Annotated in this window: 17 protein-coding genes and 8 pseudogenes; 10 read left to right on the top strand and 15 right to left on the bottom strand. The window is 69.2% G+C overall.

The genetic code is table 11. The annotated features are described in order from the left end of the window. Positions 1 to 417: 417 nt before the first annotated feature. Together ABZ865_RS39235 and ABZ865_RS39230 are read right to left on the bottom strand one after the other, a co-directional pair. Positions 418 to 618, bottom strand: a pseudogene (locus tag ABZ865_RS39235) (transposase); the annotation flags it as partial. Between the two features lie 58 nt (positions 619 to 676). Next, entirely contained in the window at positions 677 to 1,606 is a 930-nt protein-coding gene (locus tag ABZ865_RS39230; protein WP_361241389.1) for a GNAT family N-acetyltransferase, read from the bottom strand. A gap of 84 nt (positions 1,607 to 1,690) precedes the next feature. Between ABZ865_RS39230 and ABZ865_RS39225 the strand changes: the two are divergent. After that, positions 1,691 to 1,792, top strand: a pseudogene (locus ABZ865_RS39225) (IS5/IS1182 family transposase); the annotation flags it as partial. A 298-nt stretch (positions 1,793 to 2,090) separates the two neighbouring features. Here ABZ865_RS39225 and ABZ865_RS39220 read toward each other — a convergent pair. Beyond that, positions 2,091 to 3,362 (bottom strand): MFS transporter, encoded by a 1,272-nt coding sequence (locus ABZ865_RS39220; protein WP_361241386.1) that lies wholly within the window; start codon positions 3,360 to 3,362, stop codon positions 2,091 to 2,093. Positions 3,363 to 3,481: 119 nt separating this feature from the next. Here ABZ865_RS39220 and ABZ865_RS39215 point away from each other — a divergent pair. After that, positions 3,482 to 4,426, top strand: a pseudogene (locus tag ABZ865_RS39215) (ISAs1 family transposase); the annotation flags it as partial. A 75-nt stretch (positions 4,427 to 4,501) separates the two neighbouring features. Further along, positions 4,502 to 4,780, top strand: a pseudogene (locus tag ABZ865_RS39210) (transposase); the annotation flags it as partial. Positions 4,781 to 4,819: 39 nt separating this feature from the next. Here the strand turns inward: ABZ865_RS39210 and ABZ865_RS39205 are convergent. After that, positions 4,820 to 5,182 carry a helix-turn-helix domain-containing protein gene (locus ABZ865_RS39205; protein WP_361241383.1) on the bottom strand — a complete coding sequence of 121 codons (363 nt, stop codon included), beginning with the start codon at positions 5,180 to 5,182 and terminating at the stop codon, positions 4,820 to 4,822. Positions 5,183 to 5,237: 55 nt separating this feature from the next. Here ABZ865_RS39205 and ABZ865_RS39200 point away from each other — a divergent pair, with 55 nt between their 5' ends. Further along, positions 5,238 to 6,464: an MFS transporter gene (locus ABZ865_RS39200; protein ID WP_361241380.1), complete on the top strand. Its 1,227-nt coding sequence runs from the start codon at positions 5,238 to 5,240 to the stop codon at positions 6,462 to 6,464. Positions 6,465 to 6,619: 155 nt separating this feature from the next. On the opposite strand, the gene ABZ865_RS39195 is transcribed toward ABZ865_RS39200, so the two are convergent. Both ABZ865_RS39195 and ABZ865_RS39190 read right to left on the bottom strand, forming a co-directional pair. Then, on the bottom strand, positions 6,620 to 7,774 hold the full coding sequence (locus ABZ865_RS39195; RefSeq protein WP_361241377.1) for a hypothetical protein: 1,155 nt from the start codon (positions 7,772 to 7,774) through the stop codon (positions 6,620 to 6,622). 179 nt (positions 7,775 to 7,953) lie between these two features. Further along, positions 7,954 to 8,343, bottom strand: coding sequence for a hypothetical protein (locus ABZ865_RS39190; RefSeq protein ID WP_361241374.1), 390 nt, complete (start codon positions 8,341 to 8,343; stop codon positions 7,954 to 7,956). Between the two features lie 333 nt (positions 8,344 to 8,676). On the opposite strand from ABZ865_RS39190, the gene ABZ865_RS39185 reads away from it, so the two are divergent. After that, positions 8,677 to 9,813, top strand: a complete 1,137-nt coding sequence (locus ABZ865_RS39185) for an NAD(P)/FAD-dependent oxidoreductase (RefSeq protein WP_361241371.1) — start codon at positions 8,677 to 8,679, stop codon at positions 9,811 to 9,813. 780 nt (positions 9,814 to 10,593) lie between these two features. Here the strand turns inward: ABZ865_RS39185 and ABZ865_RS39180 are convergent. Continuing rightward, on the bottom strand, positions 10,594 to 11,325 hold the full coding sequence (locus tag ABZ865_RS39180; protein ID WP_361241368.1) for an MBL fold metallo-hydrolase: 732 nt from the start codon (positions 11,323 to 11,325) through the stop codon (positions 10,594 to 10,596). A gap of 159 nt (positions 11,326 to 11,484) precedes the next feature. Continuing rightward, entirely contained in the window at positions 11,485 to 12,459 is a 975-nt protein-coding gene (locus tag ABZ865_RS39175; protein WP_361241365.1) for a helix-turn-helix domain-containing protein, read from the bottom strand. A 273-nt stretch (positions 12,460 to 12,732) separates the two neighbouring features. On the opposite strand from ABZ865_RS39175, the pseudogene ABZ865_RS39170 reads away from it, so the two are divergent. Continuing rightward, positions 12,733 to 12,813: pseudogene (locus ABZ865_RS39170) on the top strand (AAA family ATPase); the annotation flags it as partial. Positions 12,814 to 13,085: 272 nt separating this feature from the next. On the opposite strand, the gene ABZ865_RS39165 reads toward ABZ865_RS39170, so the two are convergent. Then, positions 13,086 to 13,616, bottom strand: a complete 531-nt coding sequence (locus ABZ865_RS39165) for a GNAT family N-acetyltransferase (protein WP_361241362.1) — start codon at positions 13,614 to 13,616, stop codon at positions 13,086 to 13,088. 347 nt (positions 13,617 to 13,963) lie between these two features. Between ABZ865_RS39165 and ABZ865_RS39160 the strand changes: the two are divergent. Further along, a pseudogene (locus ABZ865_RS39160) lies at positions 13,964 to 14,506 on the top strand (transposase family protein); the annotation flags it as partial. Between the two features lie 137 nt (positions 14,507 to 14,643). Here ABZ865_RS39160 and ABZ865_RS39155 read toward each other — a convergent pair. Both ABZ865_RS39155 and ABZ865_RS39150 read right to left on the bottom strand, forming a co-directional pair. Then, the gene (locus ABZ865_RS39155) at positions 14,644 to 15,213 is read right to left on the bottom strand and encodes a GNAT family N-acetyltransferase (RefSeq protein ID WP_361241359.1); all 570 of its coding nucleotides are present in this window, start codon (positions 15,211 to 15,213) and stop codon (positions 14,644 to 14,646) included. Positions 15,214 to 15,284: 71 nt separating this feature from the next. Then, a complete protein-coding gene (locus tag ABZ865_RS39150; protein ID WP_361241356.1) occupies positions 15,285 to 16,223 on the bottom strand; it encodes a MerR family transcriptional regulator in 939 nt (312 codons plus the stop codon). Between the two features lie 276 nt (positions 16,224 to 16,499). On the opposite strand from ABZ865_RS39150, the gene ABZ865_RS39145 reads away from it, so the two are divergent. Together ABZ865_RS39145 and ABZ865_RS39140 are read left to right on the top strand one after the other, a co-directional pair. Continuing rightward, complete coding sequence (locus tag ABZ865_RS39145) at positions 16,500 to 16,646, top strand: hypothetical protein (RefSeq protein ID WP_361241353.1); 147 nt, start codon at positions 16,500 to 16,502, stop codon at positions 16,644 to 16,646. Between the two features lie 245 nt (positions 16,647 to 16,891). Beyond that, the gene (locus ABZ865_RS39140) at positions 16,892 to 17,230 is read left to right on the top strand and encodes a hypothetical protein (RefSeq protein WP_361241350.1); all 339 of its coding nucleotides are present in this window, start codon (positions 16,892 to 16,894) and stop codon (positions 17,228 to 17,230) included. A gap of 477 nt (positions 17,231 to 17,707) precedes the next feature. Here ABZ865_RS39140 and ABZ865_RS39135 read toward each other — a convergent pair whose 3' ends face one another. The 3 genes and pseudogenes from ABZ865_RS39135 to ABZ865_RS39125 form a co-directional block, all read right to left on the bottom strand. Then, positions 17,708 to 18,619, bottom strand: a complete 912-nt coding sequence (locus tag ABZ865_RS39135; RefSeq protein WP_361241347.1) for an ADP-ribosylglycohydrolase family protein — start codon at positions 18,617 to 18,619, stop codon at positions 17,708 to 17,710. Between the two features lie 144 nt (positions 18,620 to 18,763). Beyond that, positions 18,764 to 18,954: pseudogene (locus ABZ865_RS39130) on the bottom strand (DUF6207 family protein); the annotation flags it as partial. Between the two features lie 125 nt (positions 18,955 to 19,079). Beyond that, entirely contained in the window at positions 19,080 to 19,778 is a 699-nt protein-coding gene (locus tag ABZ865_RS39125) for a TetR/AcrR family transcriptional regulator (RefSeq protein ID WP_361241344.1), read from the bottom strand. 100 nt (positions 19,779 to 19,878) lie between these two features. Between ABZ865_RS39125 and ABZ865_RS39120 the strand changes: the two genes are divergently transcribed. Then, the gene (locus ABZ865_RS39120; RefSeq protein WP_361241341.1) at positions 19,879 to 20,436 is read left to right on the top strand and encodes a hypothetical protein; all 558 of its coding nucleotides are present in this window, start codon (positions 19,879 to 19,881) and stop codon (positions 20,434 to 20,436) included. A 308-nt stretch (positions 20,437 to 20,744) separates the two neighbouring features. On the opposite strand, the pseudogene ABZ865_RS39115 reads toward ABZ865_RS39120, so the two are convergent. Next, positions 20,745 to 20,979, bottom strand: a pseudogene (locus ABZ865_RS39115) (IS701 family transposase); the annotation flags it as partial. Positions 20,980 to 20,987: the final 8 nt, after the last annotated feature.

The following is a 20,987-nucleotide window of genomic DNA, read 5'->3' as shown; positions in this document are numbered from 1 at the left end:
AGCTCCAAACCTGCACCAAAGCACCGTCCACTTTGCCATGCAAGGCTCAATCACAGCTTCTCAGCCGCCCGCTGCAACGCCGAGCGGCTCTACGCCGAGGGCAGCCTCACCGGGCTGAACGAGCTCGATCGCGGTCCGTGGACCGAGCCGCCCGCCCCGGGCCCGTTCGCCCCGGCCCTGCAGCACCGGAGCGCGGAAGCGGGCAAGCGCGTCAGCACGGGCACGACCCGTCACCTCCAAGCGGCGCCCGGCCAGCCCGTGCCGGGTGCCAAGCAACCTCTCCTTCCACGAGCCACCCCGGTGAACCAGCCTGCCGCACCGCAGGCTGGCCAACTCCGGGCGCATCTGCTCCTTGCGTCGGCAGACGGCACTACGGACACGGCCCGAGCACTGCTACGCCTGCTCGACGAGTGGGTGTGTGACTCCGGAGCAGCCCACAGTCTCGGCGGGCACGTCGCGCCACGCGACACCGGTCCGCAACACGTACATGACGCCTGCGAGGGCCGCCCTGTCCGGAACGCGCAACCGCCCGGGGTAGCGGCGGCGGCGTTCGGGAGCGGGCGGGAGTAGCGGAGCCACTCGCTCCCACAGGTCATCCGGAACAAGATCAGCACGCACGCGGACGCCCTGTCGGCCAAGATCGACATGCGCAAGACCTGAGGCTCAACTGAATTGCTCAGGAAGGCTGTTGGCTGTAGATCTTGCGCCACTGGTCAGCGGTGCCCCGCTCGCTCATCCCGGCGGTCCGATAGACGCCGAGAGCGCCGACAGAGTTGTGGGTGTCGACGTCGACGCCCACGCTGTGATGGCCACGGTCCCGGAGGAGCCGGAAGACGGTGCTCAACAACTGGGTGCCGATGCCACGGCCGCGGTAGGCATCGAGAACTCCGAGCCAAGCGATCCATGCGCGCTCCGACGGGTCGCGAGCGATGACAGCACCCGCACAGACCCCATCGACCTCGGCCAGCCACCATAGGGCCGCGTCGTAGCCGTCGCGCTGTTGCTGGTCACGGTCGAACTGGGCGAAGGTACGCCGCCGGTGGTTCCAGTGCCCGGCCAATGCGTCCTCCAATACGGAGTGGACGGCGCGCCGGTCCTGGTCATCGGCAGCGAAGCGCAGTCGCACACCGAGGGGTGGCTGAGCCGGTTCGGGGAACTCGGTGGTGTCCAGGTCGATGCTGAGGCGCGTGTAGCTGTGCACGATGCTCCAGCCCTCGGCGGCCATGAGGTCATGGGCCGGGCAGTTGGGCAGCTGAAACATGGTCACGGGAGTGTCGGCGTGTGGCGCGTCCCGTAGCACCCACTCGTCGAGCAGGTGCAGCAGTGCTCGGGCCGTGTCCGTAGCGCCGTCTGCCGACGCAAGGAGCAGATGCGCCCGGAGTTGGCCAGCCTGCGGTGCCGGATGCAGTGCGACGAAGCCGCTCAGCCGACCGTCCTTCGACTCCACGACCATCGTCCGCGACGCCATGTCCAGGCCGGGGCTCGCGAGCAGGTCACGCACGTCTGCTCGCGTCGTCATTTGACGCCCGATTGCGGCGTGCTCGGCTCGGCCGAAGAGATCGAAGATCGCCTCGATGTCAGACTCGTTGACGGCTCTGCTATGCACACGGGCACCGTCGCAGGAACGTGGAGTTGTTCACAACCAATATTTGTCGGTGACTGTCTCGGGGACCCGACGCAACATCGCCCACGACTCCGCACCCGCTACGAACGACACGCCGACCTCCACCAGAGCATGCTCGAACTGGCCTGCTGCCTCATCTGCCTCCGTCGCCTGGGTACCTCATTCTGAAACGATCAGTAAGGGGCCTGTGGAAGACTTTCACTTACGAGGTGGCTTGCTGTGAGCGGCGGATGGAAGCGTAGGAACTCCCATTCTCGCAGGTCAGCGGGTACCTCTTCTCATTTCGCCATCCACAGGCCGACCGTTACGCGGTCGATCCAGGCTGAACAGCTGCCGCAGTGGCGCGATTCCTCCCATCCCGTTTGGTGCCGATCGTCGCGATGACAGCTCCGTCGCCGCTGGGAGCGACATGTCAACGAGCAACGCCCCTGCCATCGGGCAGGGGCGTTGCTCGAGATGGTCTGTTTCAGGATGCCTTTTGGTCGGCGGGCTTCTCGATCTCGGTGGTCACCCGTGCCCCTCGGAAGAGCACTGGGAGCCACAGGAGACATGCCAGCAGGGGGACCGCGGCGTAGGTGGCCATGCCCACGCTGGAGCCCAGCCCGTCCATGAGGGCGCCGAGGACGAGATAGCCGATGCCGATGAGCGCCGACTCCACGAATGCGATCATCGACAGCAGGCTCGCCCGGTGGCGTGACGGCACTGCCTCGTTGAACACGTTGTCCACGAGCACGGCGGTGATCTCGGGAATTCCGACCAGGGCCAGGAACGCGGCGATGGTGACCCAGACAAGGCCGAGGCCGCTCAGGCCGAGTGCCGCGGCGAGCGTCAGGAGAGACACCGGGACGATGACCCGATATCCGATGCGCCGGTTCGCGCGGTCCGACAGCAAGGGAGTGAGTCCGCCGACGAAGAATCCCGCCGATATGACCACGCTGACCAATGCGGTGCCCGCTCCCTGATCGGAGAGGGTCTTCTGCGTAAAAATGATGTACGGCGTCAAAGTCGCATGCATCAATCCGGACACCACGACAAGCGTCACGAGCGCCGGCGTGGCGACCCGAAGCATCGCCCGCCATGCTGTGGCGTCGCCGTGCTCCTTCTCGGCTCCGTCCTGCTCGTCCACCGCATCCGCGCCGCGGATCTCGGGCACCCGTGACATCAGCACCACCACGGCCAGGACGAGGCACGACGCCGAACCGACGTAGACGATTCCCCAGGAAAACTGCTGCAGTTGGCCGCCAAGGACGATGGCGACTCCCGAGGTGACCGTCCCGAGCATGGTGAACCGAGACTTGATCTTGACGTAGCCGGCCGTTGCACCACGACGCACGAGCAGGTCGTACAGCAGGGCGGTGTCCGAACCGGATACACATGCCATGCCCACGCCCTGGCCGATGAACAGCGTCAGGAACACCCAGTAGTTGGAGGACGTCACCTGACCGAGCAGGCATCCAGCTATCAGCACCTGGCCGATCACGATGCTGGCACGCCTGCCGATTCGGTCAGCGATGACTCCCGTCGGCAACTCCGCAAGTCCGCTGACCAGGTAGAGCAGTGTCTGAAGGAGGGCCACTTGCCCGGCGGAGAAGCCTCGCTGCTGAAGGAAGAGGACGAATACGCCACGCTGGAACAGCGAGTTGGCGAGCACGGCGTATACGTAGAACGGGCGCGTGACGCTTCGTGCTGCATCGTCGACTGCAGCCGACCCGCCAAGGGCCTGCGTGGTGCCGGTCATGCTGCGGGCTCCCCCTGGTGACTCCGGTGATCATTGCATCTTCCCCTATCCCTGCCGTGCTGGAGAACCTGGGTCCGCTGGACGAGGACCGGGTCGCTGACCTGCGCGTTCACCTCGGGATGGTTCCGGATCCGCGATCACGGCGCGGGCGGTGGTACCCGCTGACGGCGATCTTGCTGATGTGCGCCTGCGCGGCGGTCTCCGGCGCCAGAAGCATCGAGGAGGTCGCCGAGTTCGGTCAGCGGGCCTGCCGGAGCGTGCTGGCGGCCCTCGGGGTGCGCCGGTATCTGCTGGGCTGGCGCCGCTCGGCATCGGCGGCGAGCATCAGACGCGTCCTCGTTGCCCTCGACGGTGACGCCCTCGACCGGGCGGTCAGCGCCTACCTCGCCGGTCAGCACCGCGCCGCCGAGTCCGCGGCGACCGGCCCTTCGCATCGGGTCATCGCCGTGGACGGCAAGACCCTCAACGGCTCGGCCCACTCGGGCGCCCCGGGCCGGCACCTGCTGTCGGCCGTCACCCACGCCCCCGTCGCGACGATCGCTCAGGTCGAGGTCGGGTCGAAGACGAACGAAACCCGGCACTTCCGCCCGCTGCTGGCGCCCCTGGAACTCGCGGGCACCATCGTCACCTTCGACGCCCTGCACTCGGTCAAGGCCACCATCACCTGGCTCGTGACGGCCAAGAAGGGCCACTACATCGCCGTGATCAAGACGAACCAGCCCACGACCGACCGGCAGCTCGCCGCCCTGCCCTGGAACGCGATCCCGGTGCAGCACACCGCCTCCACCGCCGCCCACGGCCGACGCGAGTCCCGCTCTATCAAGACCTGCGCCATCGCCGACAACCTCGGCGGCATCAACTTCCCCCACGCCCGCCTCGCCCTGCGCCTGCACCGCCGCCGACGATCCGCCGGCCAGCGGGAGACTCGTACGACCGTCTACGCCGTGACCAGCCTCGACGCCCACCAGACGAGCCCCGCCGACCCAGCGAACGCGATCCGCGGACACTGGGGAATTGAGAACTCCTCCCACAACATCCGAGATGTCACCTTCGCCGAGGACGCCTCCCGCATGCACACCGGCACCGCACCCCGCGCCATGGCCACCTTCCGCAACCTCGCCACCGGCGTCGAGACGGCTGACAAGCTCCGCGCCGACAAGGGCTACGACCACGACCATCTGCGCAGGTGGCTCCGAGCGCGGAACATCACCTCACGCATCGCCCGCAGGGGCATCGAGCCCTCTCAACGGCTGGGTCGCCATCGTTGGATCGTGGAACGGACAGTGGCGTGGCCGGCCGGGTGCCGCCGCCTACACCGTCGATACGGACGGAAGGCAGAACACTTCCTCGCCTTCGCCGGAATTGCCGCCGCCCTGATCTACTACCGCAGGCTTGCGAAGGCCGCCAACTCGACGTGATTCGTAAGGGCGGCCAACCGCACCCACCGGCGAACGGAGTTACCGTTGCGCATCGGCTTGTGCGCGGGCGCGTTCAATGTCGGGGACGTGGCTCTCGGCCCATTCCCGGACGGCGCGTAGGGGTGTCAGCAGTGACCGCCCGAGGTCGGTGAGGGCGTACTCGACATGCGGGGGATTTGCGGGAGTCTCCGTGCGAGCGATCAGACCGTCGTACTCCATCGCGCGAAGCGTCTCGGTGAGCGCCTTCGACGTGATCCCCCGGATGTGCGCCTTGAGTTCGGTGAATCGCATCGGCCTGTTGTCCAGCGCGTTGACGATGAACACCGTCCAGCGTGCCCCGATCCGGTGCAGAACGGTGCGACTGGGACAGGTCGCGGCCATGACGTTGTAGGCGTTACCCATGCACGACTCCCGGTAGCGTTGTAGATACCGGTATCGAATCTATACCGTCCGGGTTGTGACTGTTCCCGATTGCACGGTCCGTCCCTCGATAGCCCGGCACCGCCGTTTCGTCGCAGCTATCGTCATCGACTCGATCGGCACCGGTGTCTTCGTCCCCGTTTCGATGCTGTACTTCCTGGCCACGACGTCACTGACGCTGGTTCAGGTGGGCGCGGCACTGACGACGGCCGGGCTGCTGGCACTCCCGGTGGGCCCTCTGGTCGGAGGACTGGTCGACAGGTACGGCGCCAAGCCGGTGCTGCAGGCGGCAAACCTGGCCCAGGCGGTCGGCTTCGCCGGGTATCTCCTCGTGGGCCAGACGTGGCAGATCGCCTTCTGTGCCTGGTTGAACAGTGCCGGGCGGGCGGTGTTCTTCAGCTGCTACGGCGCTACCGTCACGGCGCTGGCCGCGCCCGGCCAACGCGAGCGTTGGTTCGGTCTTCTGGGGTCGGTACGCAACCTCGGCTACGCACTCGGCGGCCTCCTCACCGCCGTCGCCGTCAGCTTCGGTACTCACGGCGTCTACGCCGCGATCGTGGTCGTCAATGCCTTGTCCTATCTCACCGCCTTCGTTCTGATGCGGGCCGTGCCGAACATCCGTCCCGAGGCGGCCCAGGACGCTGCTGGAGGCTGGGGGCGCGTACTCCGGGACCTGCGGTACCTGTCGGTGGTCACGCATCAACTGTGCTTCGCGATCTCCTTGTTCGCCCTCAACATCGCGATACCGGTCTACGCCGTGAACGTGCTGGGACTGCCCGGCTGGACTGCGGGCGCTGTCTTCACGCTCAACACCCTGATGGTCGGCTTCGCCCAAGGCGTCATCGTCGGGTGGCTCAGCGGGCGGATGCGCAGCCGCGTCCTCGTCGCAGGACACGCCTGCTTTGCGACCGGCTACCTCCTGTTCCTCGCCGCCGACCGCGTGGCTGCGCTCGCCCTCGCGGTCTGCGTCGTGCTGCTCGGTGCCATCAGCTACACCTTCGGTGAAATCGTCGGCGGCCCCATCACGTCGACTGTCGCCGCGGAGAGCGCCCCAGACGCTCTCCGCGGCCGGTACTTGGCCCTCAACCAGCTCGCCGTGAGTGTCGCAGGAGCGGTCGCTCCGGCCGCCCTCTCCGGGCTGCTGTCCACGGGGGCAGCCGCGATCTGGCTGACCCTGGCCGGCGTCAGCGTCCTCGGAGCCACGCTCGCCACCACGATCGGCAAAGTGGTGCCAGCGGCGCAGAGCCACATCGGAGGTGTCTAGTGCCGCAGGTCCGCCGGGTTGGCGGTCATGGCGGTTGGCTGAGGATGCTCACGTGCCTCGCTTGGTTTCGGTCTCGACGAAGGCATTCGGCAGTAGCTGGTCGCTCGATGCAGGTCATTCGGTCGCGGGGTCGAGCCGCGAAGGGACGCTCGGTATCAGTGCCGGGCCTGGTAGGGCGGGAACCGTGCGGAGTCGGCGAAGTCCTGGTCCGCGTCGGGCCAGCGGCGACGCAGCACGACAGCGACGCGGCGGATCCAGGCGGTGAGGCGGGGCAGGGTCCTGTAGGTCTCTGCGGTGCGTGCGACGGCTTCCAGTGTGGCGATGAGCTGGAGCCGGCTGTGGTCTCCCGGTGGGCGCGAGTCGAGGCGGGCGAACCGCTGCAGACGTACCAGCGCCCAGGACACGCACGCCGCAGCGAGGCCGTATCCGTACCGCCGGTCGTCCTCGGCCTCTGGGATGCCGCACGCCAGGGTGCGGCGGTACTGGTCAGCCAGGCCCGTGGTGGTCGGATCACCCACTGACAGCCAGGCCGGGCCCGGCACATACAGGCACACGGCATCGGTCAGCGCGTGGGCGTAGCCGGCGAACTCGAAATCGATGAGGCGGGCGTCGGCCGAGCCAGTGGCGTGGAGCAAGAGGTTGTTGGCTTCCGCGTCGCCGTTGCTCAGGGCCAGGAAAGGCCCCGGGCGGGCCAATTCTCCCATGGCTGCGGCGAGTTCATGGGCAACCCGGCCGTCAAGGGGTACCCCGAGTGCCGACGCGTGCTCGATGGCTGCCTGCTGGAGAGGGGCGTGTCGTCCTGCCAGGTCTGCCACGGCGTCAACCGGTCCCAGGGCGGCCCGGCGGGCGTAGTAGGCCTCCGCCCGCCCCGCGGTGGCCGCGCTCAGCGCACCGCGAGCGCGGGCGAACGCGGCCAGTCGCTCGCCGTGCGCTGCCGCTCCGTCCCGTCGGAGCAACTGGTCCAGAGGGACGCGGGGAGCGAGGTCTTCCAGCACGAGGAATCGGGCAGCCGTGTCGGCGGCGATGACGCCGGGAGCAAGGCCGGCCCCGAGATCCTCGTCGAGGAACCGGAGCGCAGCCAGCTCGGTACGCAGCCGCCACGAGGCAGTCCGTGCCTCGCGTTGTCCGTCCGGTATCCACTTGACGACGACCGAACGCGGAAGCCCGGCAGCACTCCTTCGCAGCCACACCCGGGCCACGGCCCACGGCTCCACCCGCTCCCAGCGCTCGACAGCGACCGGCGAGGCATGGCGGTCGGTCAGGAGGGCCTGCAGCGCGTCGACCAGGAGAGCCCCTGCGGGGACAGCCATGCGCTCATCCTAGGGTTCACGCCCTCCCCATCACGCATGCGCCCGAGGAATCAGGTGTGGGCAAGCCTCATCGCCCTCCCAGCACCGCCCGGAAAGTGTCAGGGCTCTGACCGGCGTTTTGTGAATGACCAGGTCAGCGGGATGGGGGTACGTGGATTCCAGAGCCGGTGCGGAGGCCGCTACCCAGCAGCCACAACCTGGCCGGCCGTGACCTGAGGAGCATTGGGGAGCAGCGCCGCGAGGTTGTCCCGTACGAAGTCCGCCGCCCTCCTGACCGACTCGTCGGCTCCGGCTCGGTCTTCGAAGACGCTGGTAGAGACCATCACTCCGTCCCCGGCATCCACCCAGTAGTAGGCCACGAATCCGGGGACCTGACGCAGGAGAGGCACGAATCCCTCATCCACTTGGCGTCCCGCCTCGGCAGGATCAGTAACCCCTTCGTACCGCCGAACCACCGCGTACATGGCTGATCTCCTCACCGATCCCAACGCCGCCTCACCCGAAACGACATACCCCCACCACACGTCACAGGCCCGCAGGATGCCCGGAAGACACCCGGACAGCCGCATGAGTCATCCACACCGGGCATCCACTGCGCTCAGGGCCGGGCAAACCAAGGCTGCACGAAACTGCCGACAGAACCATGGCCCGTGCGACAGATGGAAGGCGTTTGAGTCGCCTTCGGCCAACTCGGGGACTGAGGAACATCCGCCTCAGATCGTGGGCCAAGCCTCCTGGTTGATCTGCGCTTTGGCCCGGGGTGACCGAGCGGCCGAAGCCCCGCTGTCGGTCAGCTGTCGGGGGCTGTCGGTCCGATGTCGGTGACGTGTCGGCGGGCGCTGGCACCTTTCCGGAGACGGTCGGCCGGACCTCACCGGCGGCCTGATTCCGAAGGAGCCACCATGCGCACTCCCGTCACGATCATCGGCGCCGGACTCGGCGGACTCACGCTGGCCCGCGTCCTGCACGTCCACGGCATCCCGGTCACGGTCTACGAGGCCGAGTCCTCCCCGTCGGCGCGCACGCAAGGCGGGATGCTCGACATCCACGACTACAACGGGCAGCTCGCCCTCGAGGCGGCCGGCCTGATGGACGAGTTCCGCGCCATCGTCCTGGACGGCCGCGAGGCGATGCGGGTCCTCGACCGGGACGGGACCGTCCTGTTCGAGGAAGGCGACGACGGCTCGGGCGGACGCCCCGAGGTGATGCGCGGCGAGCTGCGACGGATCCTGCTGGCATCGCTCCCGGACGGCACCGTCCGGTGGGGGCACAAGGCCGGCCGCACCCGTGCCCTCGGCGAGGGTCGCCACGAGGTGACGTTCACCGACGGCGGCACCGTCGTCACCGACCTGCTGGTCGGCGCGGACGGCGCGTGGTCACGGGTGCGGCCGCTGCTCTGCGATGCCACACCCGAGTACACCGGCACGTCGTGCGTCGAGATCTATCTGTACGAGGCCGACACACGGCACCCCGCCGCCGCGAAGACGGTCGGCGGCGGGTCGATGATCGCGCCCTCGACGGGCAAAGACATCTTCGCGCACCGGGAGAGCGGCGACACCCTGCACATCTACGTGGGGCTCAGCAAGCCGCAGGACTGGTTCGCCACCATCGACTTCACCGATGCCGCCGCGGCAACCGCGCGCATCGCGGCGGAGTTCGACGGCTGGGCGCCGGAGCTCACCGCGCTGATCACCGACGGCGACACGGCGCCGGTTCTTCGCTCCCTCCACGCTCTGCCGGCCGGGCTCCGGTGGGACCGGGTGCCGGGGGTGACGCTGCTCGGCGACGCCGCCCACCTCCAGGCCCCGAACGGCGAAGGCGCCAACCTGGCCATGCTCGACGGCGCCGAACTCGGCAAGGCCCTCGCCGCGCACCCCGACGACATCGAGGCCGCACTCACCGAGTACGAACAGGCCATGTTCCCCCGCAGCACCGAAGTCGCCACTTTTGAAGGTGCCGAGATCCACAGGATCGACTCCGACAACAACACACCCCACGGCCTGATCGCCGCGTTCACCCAGGACGAGCAGACCCCATGAGTCGCCGACCGAGGTCACCACGGTGATGTCGCCTCGTGCTCAAGTTCCTCGCCCACTCCATGTATTCCGTTCGTGGAGCGGTCACCACGACCGTTCCACGAACGCCTTCGTCATCCTCGCTTTTCCGTTGGCCATAGCGTGACCGAACGGCGAAGGGCCTGGACCCGGGCGCAGACGGCGACGAGGATCCCCAGGTCGACGCAGGCGGGCTCGCCGGGGAGGGCCTGGGGCGCGGCCTGGCGCACGCGCACGTCCTGGAGGGCGACATGGCGACGAGGACCGCCTGCGTCGACCACCGCGCGCTGCGGAGGAGGTTCGCCGGTGCGTTCATCGCCAACAACGGCTACGACGTCGCGCGCGCCCCAGGCGGCTGTGGACGCCAGGTACGCGGACCTGGTCGCCTTCGGCACGCCATTCCTGGCCGGCCCGGACCTGGTCCGCCGCTACCGGGAGAACCTCCCGCTGGCAGGCCGGCCCTGCCACGTTCTACGGCGGCGGGAAGGCCGGACACACGGACCACCCGTTCCACCAAGGGCGACAAAGCCCGGACACGCGCCCTCGCGGCCGGGGCCGACGACCGGCACGGCCTCTCGCCACCCCAGCTCTGCGGGGGCCTGCCTCCGGCCGGCTGAAGCGGCTGTCGGCCCTGGGGCCGCCCGGCCGGGGCTGCCAGGGCCGGCCGACGCGTGGGCCCGCGGCGGGACAACGACCCGACCGAGCAGGGGGCCGGTGGAGGCCGGCGCCGGATGCCCCGTCCTGGTCTGGACCGCAACGGGCGCATCACTGGCCGCGGACGGTGAGGCGTTTGGCAGCATCGAGCCGTTCGAGGCGGTCGTGCTCCTTCTCGGCCCACCGCCGGACCCGCCCGGGATCGAGGGCCGTGCCGTGGCCGACGTGCAGGCTGGTGGGGTTGAGGGCGAGCATCTCGCGGAGGCTGGCGAGGTTCTGTCGGGGGTCGTCGTGGAAGGGCGGGTTGGCGGGCCTTGCGGGGATCAGACCCATGAACGAGCCTGCGATCAGGTCGCCGTCGTCGGTGAGGCCCGAGACCGACCCGGCGGTGTGGCCGGGGGTGGGCATGATGCGCGCCGCGAGCCCGAAATCCTCCAGGCCCGTCTCGCCGCGGATGAGCACGTCGGGTTCGACGGGCTCGACCCGCGTGTGGAGCTTGCGGCTGCGGGCCATGAGGCGGCCCATCGGGCCGGTGGGCAGGTACGGGTCGCGGGCCCGGCCCGAGCGGTACGGCCCCAGGTCGGCGACGTGGCCGGCGACGGGCGCGCCGGTGAGCCGGCGCAGTTCGGCAGCCGAGCCGAAGTGGTCGATGTGGCCGTGGGTGATGACGATCAGCGAGACATCGGCGGGGTCGACGCCGAGCGCGGTGATCCGGTCGTGGATCTTCCGGCCGCTGCCGGGGGTTCCGGCGTCGACGAGGACGGGCCGGCGGCCGAGCAGGAGATAGGCGTTGATGTTGTGCCGGCCCGTGACCGGGATCGGGACGACCTTTATGCGGGACATGGCTTTCCTCTCAAGGGCGCGGGTCGATGCCACGCCGTGCGGGCATGGCTTTCGTCCGGGGTACGCGGGTCGGTGTCACGCCGTACGAGGCATGCGAGGCTCGGCCGGGTGTGCGAACGCGCCCGCCGGCCGGCAGGTGGTGCGGGTGGGACAAAGCGGTCAGAAGCGGCGGCGGTACTCGGCCGGGGTGGTGCCCAGCCGCCGCCGGAAGACGCGGTGCAGCGTCTCCACGGAGCCCAGGCCGCCGGCGGCGGCGACCTCCGGCAGGCTCAGGTCGCTGTCCTCCAGCAGTCTGCGGGCGGCTTCCAGCCTGGCCGCCTCCACGTAGGCGGCCGGTGTCGTGGAGGTGCGCTGCCGGAACAGCCGGCTGAAGTGGCGCACGCTCAGATGCGTCCGGGCCGCCAGGGCTTCGAGGGAGAGGTCCTCGGTGAGGTGATCGGCGATCCACATCCGCAGCTCGTCGATCCGGTCGTCCTCGCAGCTCTGCACGGACAGCGGCACGCTGAACTGGCTCTGCCCCCCGGAGCGTTTGACATACATCACCATCATCCGGGCCGTCGCGAGCGCGAGATCCTGGCCGTGGTCCTCGGCGACCATGGACAGGGCCATGTCCATACCGGAGGTGACACCGGCGCACGTCCACACCCGCCCGTCCCGGATGAAGATCGGATCGGGGTCGACCCGGACGCCGGGATGCTCGGCTGCCAGCCGGCCGGCGGTGAGCCAGTGCGTGGTGGCCGGCCGGCCCTCCAACAGCCCAGCAGCCGCCAGGAGATGCGCCCCCGCGCAGACCGACCCGACACGCCGGGCCCGAGGCGCCGCACGCCGCAGCCAGTTCGTGACGTCGCGGTCGATCACCGGCTCCACGCCGCCGTCGACCAACTCGACCGCCCCCGCAACCAGCAGGGTGCCGACCGGGCCCGCCACGTCCCCCAGGGCCAGGTCGGCCATCAGCCGCACGCCGCTGGAAGTGACCACCGGGCCGCCGTCAGCCGTCGCGACCTGGACACGGTAGCCGGGCCGGCCGGCCCCGCCGACCCGGGCGGCGACCGAGAACACCTCGGCCGGGCCGGTGACATCCAGCACCTCGATACCAGGGAAAGCGACGATCACGACACGATGCGGTGAGGGCATGCCCTGATCATTCCGCCCGACCAGATACGGCCGCAACGACCAGAATCTGTCACATCAAGCCAACGACCAAGAGAGCCCGACCGGCCCCACCAGCAGCCAGGGGCCACCCCGCGGCCCGGAACCCGGACCCGGCGACACCTGATGCAACTCCCGACCGCCGGACCCCGAGGCCGGCATCAACCACCGCCCGCCGGCGCGCGGCTTGGGCGTGGCGGGTCGGCTGAACGCCTTGGACCCGGCAGACCACTCGGCTCGAAGAACCGGCCCCACCAGGCCGAACTGCTGATGGCCGAGTGCGAGGACCGCGACCGCCGCCGGCCCGAGCACTGCATCCGCGCCGCGGGCTTCCCACGCCGCTCACGAAGCCCCGACTCACACCGGGCTAGCCACAGATCGGCCAACTCTTCGATCGGATCGCCGAGATGTGTATGCGAGACGCCGCAGAAGGCAGGATGGGTCAAGGCCGCACGGGCCCACTTGGTCACACTCGAAGAACCCGTGCGGCCACTGCCACGTCACGGCTGCCCGTCGGTGATCAATGGGTGTGGCTCTTCTGCGGGAACTGTCCGAGCTGGGAACTTCCCTGCAGAAGAGCAAAGGCAGCCGGCCAAGCACCGGCCCGAGCATCAGGGCCTCAGCAGTCCGCCCACCCACCAGTCGTGCGGCTTGCCATCGTTGGCGATGGCGCGATTGCGCAGTGTCCCTTCGACGGTGAAGCCGAGTTTCTCGGCGACGGCACGCGATCCGGTGTTCCCGGCCATGGCCCACCACTCGATGCGGTGCACGTCGAGCGTCGCCCAGCCCCAGTCGCACAGGGCCCGAGCGGCCTCCACCGAGTACCCGCGTCCGCGCTGCTCCTTGACCGCCCAGTAACCGAGCTCCCAGACGCCGCGGCTGATGAGGGTCAGGCAGTACGAGCCGACCAGGGCGCCACTGTCTCTACGGAAGGCGCCGAGGGTGTAGTCCCTGTCCTCGGCCCACTGAGCGGGCAGCTTCTCACCGACGAGCTTCTCCGCGTCCGCACGCCGGTACGGCACCGGCACCGGGGTGTAGAACTGGATGTCCTCGTCCTGGCAGGCTTCGTACACCGCATCCACGTCGGCAGGTGTGAACGCCCGCAGCACCAGACGGTCGGTCTCAAGAGTCACCGGATCCATCCCGGCAGTATGAACACCACCAACAAGCAGCGACCAGCGAATATCCCGAGCACCGCACATCACAACACCCCGGGCCGGTCAACGGTCGTCGCAACACCCCAGATCAGCTGCCCCCAAGACGGAGCTACACCCACCATCAATCGCGGACGGAGCCGTTAGAGACCTTTACCAGGAGCGGATGGGTGTTGACCGGGAGAGCGGGGAAACACATGAGCTCCTTCCAACCCGCCGCAGGGCCGGGGTGGTTGGGCTGACCATGTGGTGAAGCCCCTGGTAGACGGGTTTTCGACCAAGAGAACCGTCTCCACCAGAGGCTTCGCAAGCCTGTCTACCCGCCGGGCGTCGACGTGTCCGGTTCTGTCCTGCGCTTCCTGCCCACCCGTCTGCGGCAGCACCGTCGCGCGATCGGCTCCCACCGGCGGCGTCTGAGCGCCGGCCGGCAGGCCCCGCTCACGCTCGCCCACCTGAGGGTAGGACACACGCATGCCCAGCTCGCGGCCGGGCTCGGCGCCGGGATCACGACCGCCTACCGGTATGTCACCGGGGCTGTGGAACTCCTGGCCGACCTCGCGCCCACCCTGACCGATGCGATACGGGCCGCGTCGACGAAGGCGTTCGTGATCCTCGGCGGCACGCTCCTGCCGATCGACCGCATTGCCGCGGACCGGCCTTTCTCCTCCGGGAAACACAAGAAGCCCGGCATGAACGTGCAGATCTTCACGGATTCCTTCGGCCGACCGCTGTGGGCCTCACCGGCCCAGCCCGGCGCCGACCACGATGTCCGCCCGGCTCGCGAACGCGGCATCCTCGACGCCCTCGCCGAGACCGGCGTCCAGTGCTGGGCGGACAAGGCGCATCGGGGCGCCGGCGGCACGGTCCGTACCCCCTGTTGAGGTCGCCGGGAAACCCCTTCCGCCGGTCAGAAGCTGTGTCTGAGCCTCGCATGACAGGTTGAGTGGTACTTCGGTGCAGGTCGTGGGCTTGTCTAGCTCACTCTCACGGATTCGACCGGGACCCGCTGCAGCGGTCAGGGTTCGCGCGTCCGTACGTGGAGGTGACCGGCACGGGGGTATGCAGACGGTGCCGGGGGCAGGAGCGTGGTCAGTTCGTACCGGCTCTTCTGGGCGACGCGGCATGACGCGGTGTTGTCCACCTGGTGCAGGAGTTCAAGGCGCGTCAGTCCGTCACCGGGGAAGGCGGTGAAGGCCCAGTCCGTGAGCGCCTGCAGTGCTCTGGGCGCCACTCCCCGGCCGCGCGCATGCGCCGCGGTCCAGTAGCCGACCTCGGCGGACGAAGCACCCGGTGTGACGTTCTTGAGGACCACGTGGCCCGCCAACTGCTCCTCAAGACCCGTGGCTTGGGATTCCACAACGGCGAATCCGAAGCGGTCCCCCGTCTCCCATCCCCGCTGCTGCTCCTGAACCCACCGCGCCGCGCTCGCCTCGTCGTTCACGGCTGAACTCGTCCAGCAGCGCAGGACGTCATCCCGATACAGCTCAACCAGGTCGGCAGCATCCGCCGGGCTCCAAGGACGCAGTACGAGGGCGGGGGCTGACGGTGTGGCATCTGCCTCCAGTCGTGCAGCGATCTTGTCCATCGGCCGAGGGTACGTGGCCGTAATGGCTTTGAGTGCTTAGTCCGGCTGTGCGGGACCGTGAGGCTGGTGTGTCATCGTGCCGCCCGTATGCGCAGAGCTGTGATGGACCAGTCGATCACCGGGGCGAGGCGGTCCGGCGCCGGCCAGCCGTTGATCAGTGCGAGCAGCTGGAGGTAGTGGTCCCTGCGTGGATCGCTCGCGGCTTCCAGACGGTGCAGCAGCCACCGGTGCAGTGTGGGGTCATCGGGGCGGCCGTGGGCGAGCGCGCACTGAGCGGTGAGCGCCGCGACGACAGGATCGGCCTGGAGCGAATCCGGGCTGACACCAGCCGCCACAGCTGGTCCGACGAGATCACGGGCGACGGCGACCATGTCCGGGCGCGGTCGTGTGCAGGCGCCGTCGGGCAGGCCGGTCACATGGTCTTCGGCCAGGCGCCGCAGCGTGGCTCGGAAGTCTGGGTCCAGGGACAGTTCCGCCAGCTCAACCCATGCCCTGACCTGCTCGTCTGTAGGATTGTCGGGCAGTTCGGGTGTCATGGAGCGCCGAGCTGCGGCATGGCGGGGGCCGCTGTGCGGGCCGTCGAAGACGCTGTCGAGGAAGTCGTCGATCAGGCGGCGGCGTTCGGCTTGAGACAGCGTGGCCAGCTGGTGCATGAGTTCCATCTCCTCGGCGGTGGGCTCGCGTTCGGCGGCGGCCGTCAGCACGGCCCGTCGCAGACGCAGGATGCTGATCTGTACGTCCAGCGCGGCGGCGTGCTCCGCGGCGACATCGCCGAGCGTGAGTTCCTGATCCACGACCCGCTGGATCAGGTCGAGGCCGAGTCCCAGTTCTCGAAGTGTCCGCACGAGGGCAAGGCGAGCGACGGCCTCCGGGGCGTAGCGCCGGTAGCCGGCGTGAGTACGGCCGGCCGGCACCACGATCCCGCGATCGGAGTAGAACCGGATCGTCTTCACTGTCAGCCCGGTGCGCTGAGCCAGTTCACCGATCGAGTAGAGAGTGCCGCCGTCCATGAGCCCACCTTCCTGTCTCCCCCTGCAGGAGACTCAAGTCTGCGCCCCACGACTCCACACTCCCTCCTGCTCACCCTCTCCCTCCCCCGCAAGCGCGCCCAGGTCTCGCCCTACGGTGACGTCACGGACCTAGACACAGTGCCCCGGCCGAGGCTCCCAGTGGGCTCTGGGCCACCTCGCGTTGAACCCGTATACAGTGCTGGCCTTGAAAACGGTGGTCACCCTCGTCGAGCAGGAGCAGGGCAGCGGTCGCGGGACCGAGGCAGGGTGCGGTCCATGTCCGGGCCCCTGGTGCACATGCTGCTGCAGGCAAGCGACGTTGGGGATCTGATGCAGTGGCTTTCGGTCTGGTACGGCGTCGAGGCAGAAGAGCAGCGCAGCGGGCGGTGCGTCGTGCTCGCGACCGGAGGCAGCCGCGCCTGATACCGGCCCCAGACGGCCCCAGGCTCCGAGGGGGATACCGCACTGGTGCGGTTGACCGCGGCGGTGAACGGAGCCCTCGGCAAGAGCCTGGTCACACACGGTCTGAGTGATGCGGCGCTGACGACGCCCGCTACCGGGCGCAAGTCCTTCGAGTCTGCCGCCGAGCTGGAGGACGCACACTGCTCGCGTACCTCGACGCGGCCGATCTGGCGGACTACATCAGCCACGAGAAGGCTGAGGCATTCGTGTCGGCCCTGCCCTTTCTGATACCCGCCCAGGCACTGCCGGCCCGCCGGCACGGCCCCGTACTGCCGCTTGCAGTCAGCCTGCGCCAGCCGCTGCCGGACCGTCCTGTCGGGGCGGTACAGCTGTGGTGCGGAGACGCTCCCTTCGCCAGGGCGGAGGCCGAGGTACTGGAGACGGTGTTCTCCTACGACGGCATCCGGTGCAATGTGCTGGACGGTGACGAGGTGGCCCGCTCCAGCTTCCTGGCCTCGTACCAGCGCGACGACTACGACGTGCTCTGGGGGGCCGCGCACGGACGGCACCCGCTGAAGGACCGGATGATTCTTCGATCCTGCTGACCTCCACCGAGCAGGTGCCGCTGCAGGAACTCGCAGCCGCTCCCCTGCCGTCCACGAAGCAGCGGCGCCTGCTCGTTCTCAACACCTGCGAACAGTGCCGCAGCCAATGCCAGGGACGTCCCCGGGGGGAGCTGCCTCGTCTTCGGGGCCCTCCTGGTCTGCGAACTGGCCGATGGATCTGGCTGGGCCGAGGCCTTCGAGGAGGCAATGCGGGCGTTCCAGGATGCCCGGCCCCGCCTCACGCGCCGACTCGGCGACCGCGGCCTCGGCAAGCAGATCGCCGAGGCCCTGCACGACTTCCGTGATCCCACCCTGCTCGAGGGGACAGTCCCGCTTTCCTCGAGTAGATCGCTTCAGTGAGCGTTTTCAGCGGGGCCACTGATCGCGCACCGTACGGCGGCTGCCAGGCCGGCCGCTCGCTTCGACCCACGCCGCCCACGTCGCGGCGCCGTACGGCCGGGTCCTGGCGCAGTTCGGCTACCAGACGAGGGCCGGGGGCAGCGGTTCACGCGCTGCGTGCCAGGCGAGCGGGAGAGCGGCGACGCCCGTACGAGCGGCGATCACCCCGCCCGCGATAGCACAGGTGGTGTCGATATCGCCTCGCCCGGAGACCGTGAGCCACAGGCCCTCGTGCAGGTCGTCGAGGTGTCCCGCCGCGCACCAAAGGGCGTAGGGGACGGTGTCGGGCCCGGACATCCGGTAGCCGGAGCCCAGGACCTCCGCGGCGTGCCGAACCGAGGTGCGTGCCGGCATCCGGGCCGCGACCCGCACTCCCGACCGGACGTCGCTGTCGGGGAGTTGTGCGGCGACCGCCTGAAGGAAGTCCGGACGTGCCGGCGCGGGCCCGCCCCGGCTGCGCGTTGCCAGCGCCGCGGCGAGGGCTACCGCCACCGCCGCGGCGACCGCCTCCGGGTGGTGATGCGAGACCGCGCTTTGACGGGCGGCCTGCTCGGCGACGGCGTCGAGGTCGGCGGCGTGCCAGGCGCCGAGCGGGGCGACGCGCATGGCCGCACCGTTGCCCCAGGAGCCCTGGCCGCCGAATTGTCCTGCCACCACCTCCCGCCAGGGCTCGCCCGCGCCGATCCGGCGGAGCACGTCGTGCATCGAGGCACCGTAGCCACGGTGCGTGTCGTCGGCGTAAGCCTCGGCGAGGCGCAGGGCGAGGCGGTCCTGGTCGACGGAGCCGCCGCCCGCGGCGAGTTCCCGGACGAGAACGAGTGCCTGGGCGGTGTCGTCGGTCCACCGCCACAGCGGCTCCGGGGGCAAGGTCCGTGCCTCCAAGGCTGCCGTGCCTTCGCGGCGCAGGATGCCGAACCATCGGTCACCGAAGGCATCACCGAAAGCGAGCCCGGACAACGAGTCCAGCACAGCGGTAGGCAGGTTGATCATCGGAGCAGTATCACAAGGCGATGGCGTCCCCAGCACTCCAATTTCGGCGTGGCCATGTTTCTGACGCCGCCCGCGCCCTGCCGTGTACCCATGCGCCAAGAAGACCTCCTCAAGTGGGGTCTCCGCGTCGAGGAACAGTTGGCATCAGCCCTGGTAAGGATCTCGGCTTTGTGTCATCTCGCGGTCCTCGCCACCACGGTCCGGGACGGGCGCCTTCCCGAGGCAGTCTCGGCCGAGTTCCTGGCGCAGGTCCAGGTAGCAGCGCAGTCGGACGCCCGACTCGCCGGGTTCCCGCGTGGTGTTCTCGGCTCTGCGGTCGCCCATCGCCGAGCGAGCGCTGGATGAAGGGCCCTGCGGTCCGCACCGCAGCCCTGGGATTCTTGCGCGCCTTGCGTTCCGGCGGTAGACCGCGCCTCGGCCCGCTCGGCGCTCAACGGGGCCGGTCTCGCCCCGATCGCGGTTACGCGCTGGGCGGCGAGCACTCAATGCCGGAGACCGTCGTGGCTGTCGACGACGCCTGGCCGGGTGGGGAGGCGGCGGGCTCGTCGAGCCCACGGGCGGTGTGGATCCGCAGTAGTCCTTCGATGCCGCGCAGCAGGGTCTCGCCGGCCAGGACGGGGTCGCCGAGGTAGCCGGCGCTCATCGCGCCGTCACGGAGCATGACGAAGTGCCGCCCGGCGTGCTCGGCCTGTGCGGCCGTGATCTCGGCGAACAGTCCGGTGATCGTCTGAAGGAACCATTCGCGGTGCTGCACGACGGCACGGTGGACCGGGTGGTCGGGGTCGGGGAATTCCGCTGCCGCGTTGAGGAAGGCGCATCCGCGGTAACCCGGCGAGCGGATCTGCTCGACCAGGGAAGCACCGATGCCCCGCAGGATGCCGTCGGTCGGCACGTCCGCGGCCATCAGGGAGCCGATCTGGGCGCGGATCGCCTGGTCGACGCTTCCGATGTAGGCGACGGCAAGGTCTTCTTTGCTGCGGAAGTGGCGGTAGAAGGTGGCGTTGGTGACCTTCGACTCGGCGACCAGACGGTCGACGCCCACCGTATGGATGCCCTCCGCGTAGAAGAGCTGCCCGGCGGTCCTCAGGAGCCGTTCCCGGGCCTCGGAGACTCGCCTGCCGGTGCCTGTGCCAGCTGCCGTCTTTGTCATATCGCCCATAGTAGCGGGTAGAACGCTCTCTCTTGTCTTCGCGGAGAAGGTGTGCCAGGCTGCAAACAAGAGAGATCGTTCTCTCTATCCCGCAGTCACTGGAGAAAACATGGCATCCACCGCCTCCGCCGAGCCCATCGGCGCCACGCTCGCCCTTCGCCGGCTGTACGTCATCCGCTTCGTCTTCGCTGCCGCGTGGGCCGCGCTCCTGCTGGTGTCCGGCTCGGAGCTCACCGTCGGGGCCAAGCTGCTGCTGTTCCTCTATCCCGTCTTCGACGTGGCCGCGGCCGTCGTCGACGCCAGGTCTGCGCGCGCCGCCGGTCCGGTCAAGGGCCTGTACGCCAACATGGCGGTCAGCGTGCTCGCCGCCCTCGGCATCGCCGTCGCCAGCACCTCGGGCGTCCCCGACGTGCTGCGCGTCTGGGGCGCGTGGGCGGTCGTCTCCGGCCTCATCCAGCTCCTCGTGGGCGTCGCGCGCCGCCCGATGGGCGGCCAGTGGGCCATGATCCTCAGCGGCGGCATCTCCGTCCTCGCCGGGGCGACCTTCATCCGAAGCGCCACACAGGACCACCCCTCGCTGACCCCCCTCGCCGGCTACGCCACGCTCGGCGGGATCTTCTTCCTCGTCTCGGCGATCCGCCTGTCCCGCTCGACCCCCAGGAGCTGAGAACCTGATATGGAGGCCCTCTACACGTAAGCCGTGGCCAGTGGTTGATCCAGCGGTTGATACGGATCTGGCCGCGGGGCGGAGCTCGGGGTATGGGACGCCAGACCCCGATGGACTGGGAATCCGCTGGCCGTATCGCTGCGGCCGCAGCGCGCGCCTGCGTGTGAGACCGACGTCTCCGGGTTCGCTCACCGTGCTGTCGCCGCGGCCGAAGTGAACGATCCGCAGGACGATGACGACTCGGACGACAAGCAGGACCGGGTCGCTCAGGCCGCTTTCAGGGCCTCGCCCGACCGTGGACGGGCTGACACCGCGTCCCTGTCATGCAGTTGCTCGATGGCGAAGCTGCGCAGATCGTCCCGGACAGCATGGGCACCCACTTCGCCCCGACAGCAGGTGCTGCAGCCCGTACGGGGTGGCATCGCCGGCGTGCTCGGCCGTCCAGCAATTCTTGCGTGGTAGGTCCGACAAGAGTCCGAGCACGAACTTCCGCGCCCGCCATCGTGGTTCCACTCGGGGGAACCGTCCTGCGATGCGGCCCATCAGAGCCT

Source organism: Streptomyces sp. NPDC047085 (assembly GCF_040643735.1).
In the GTDB taxonomy this organism is placed as follows: Bacteria; Actinomycetota; Actinomycetes; order Streptomycetales; family Streptomycetaceae; genus Streptomyces.
This window is presented reverse-complemented; position numbering and strand designations above follow the sequence as displayed.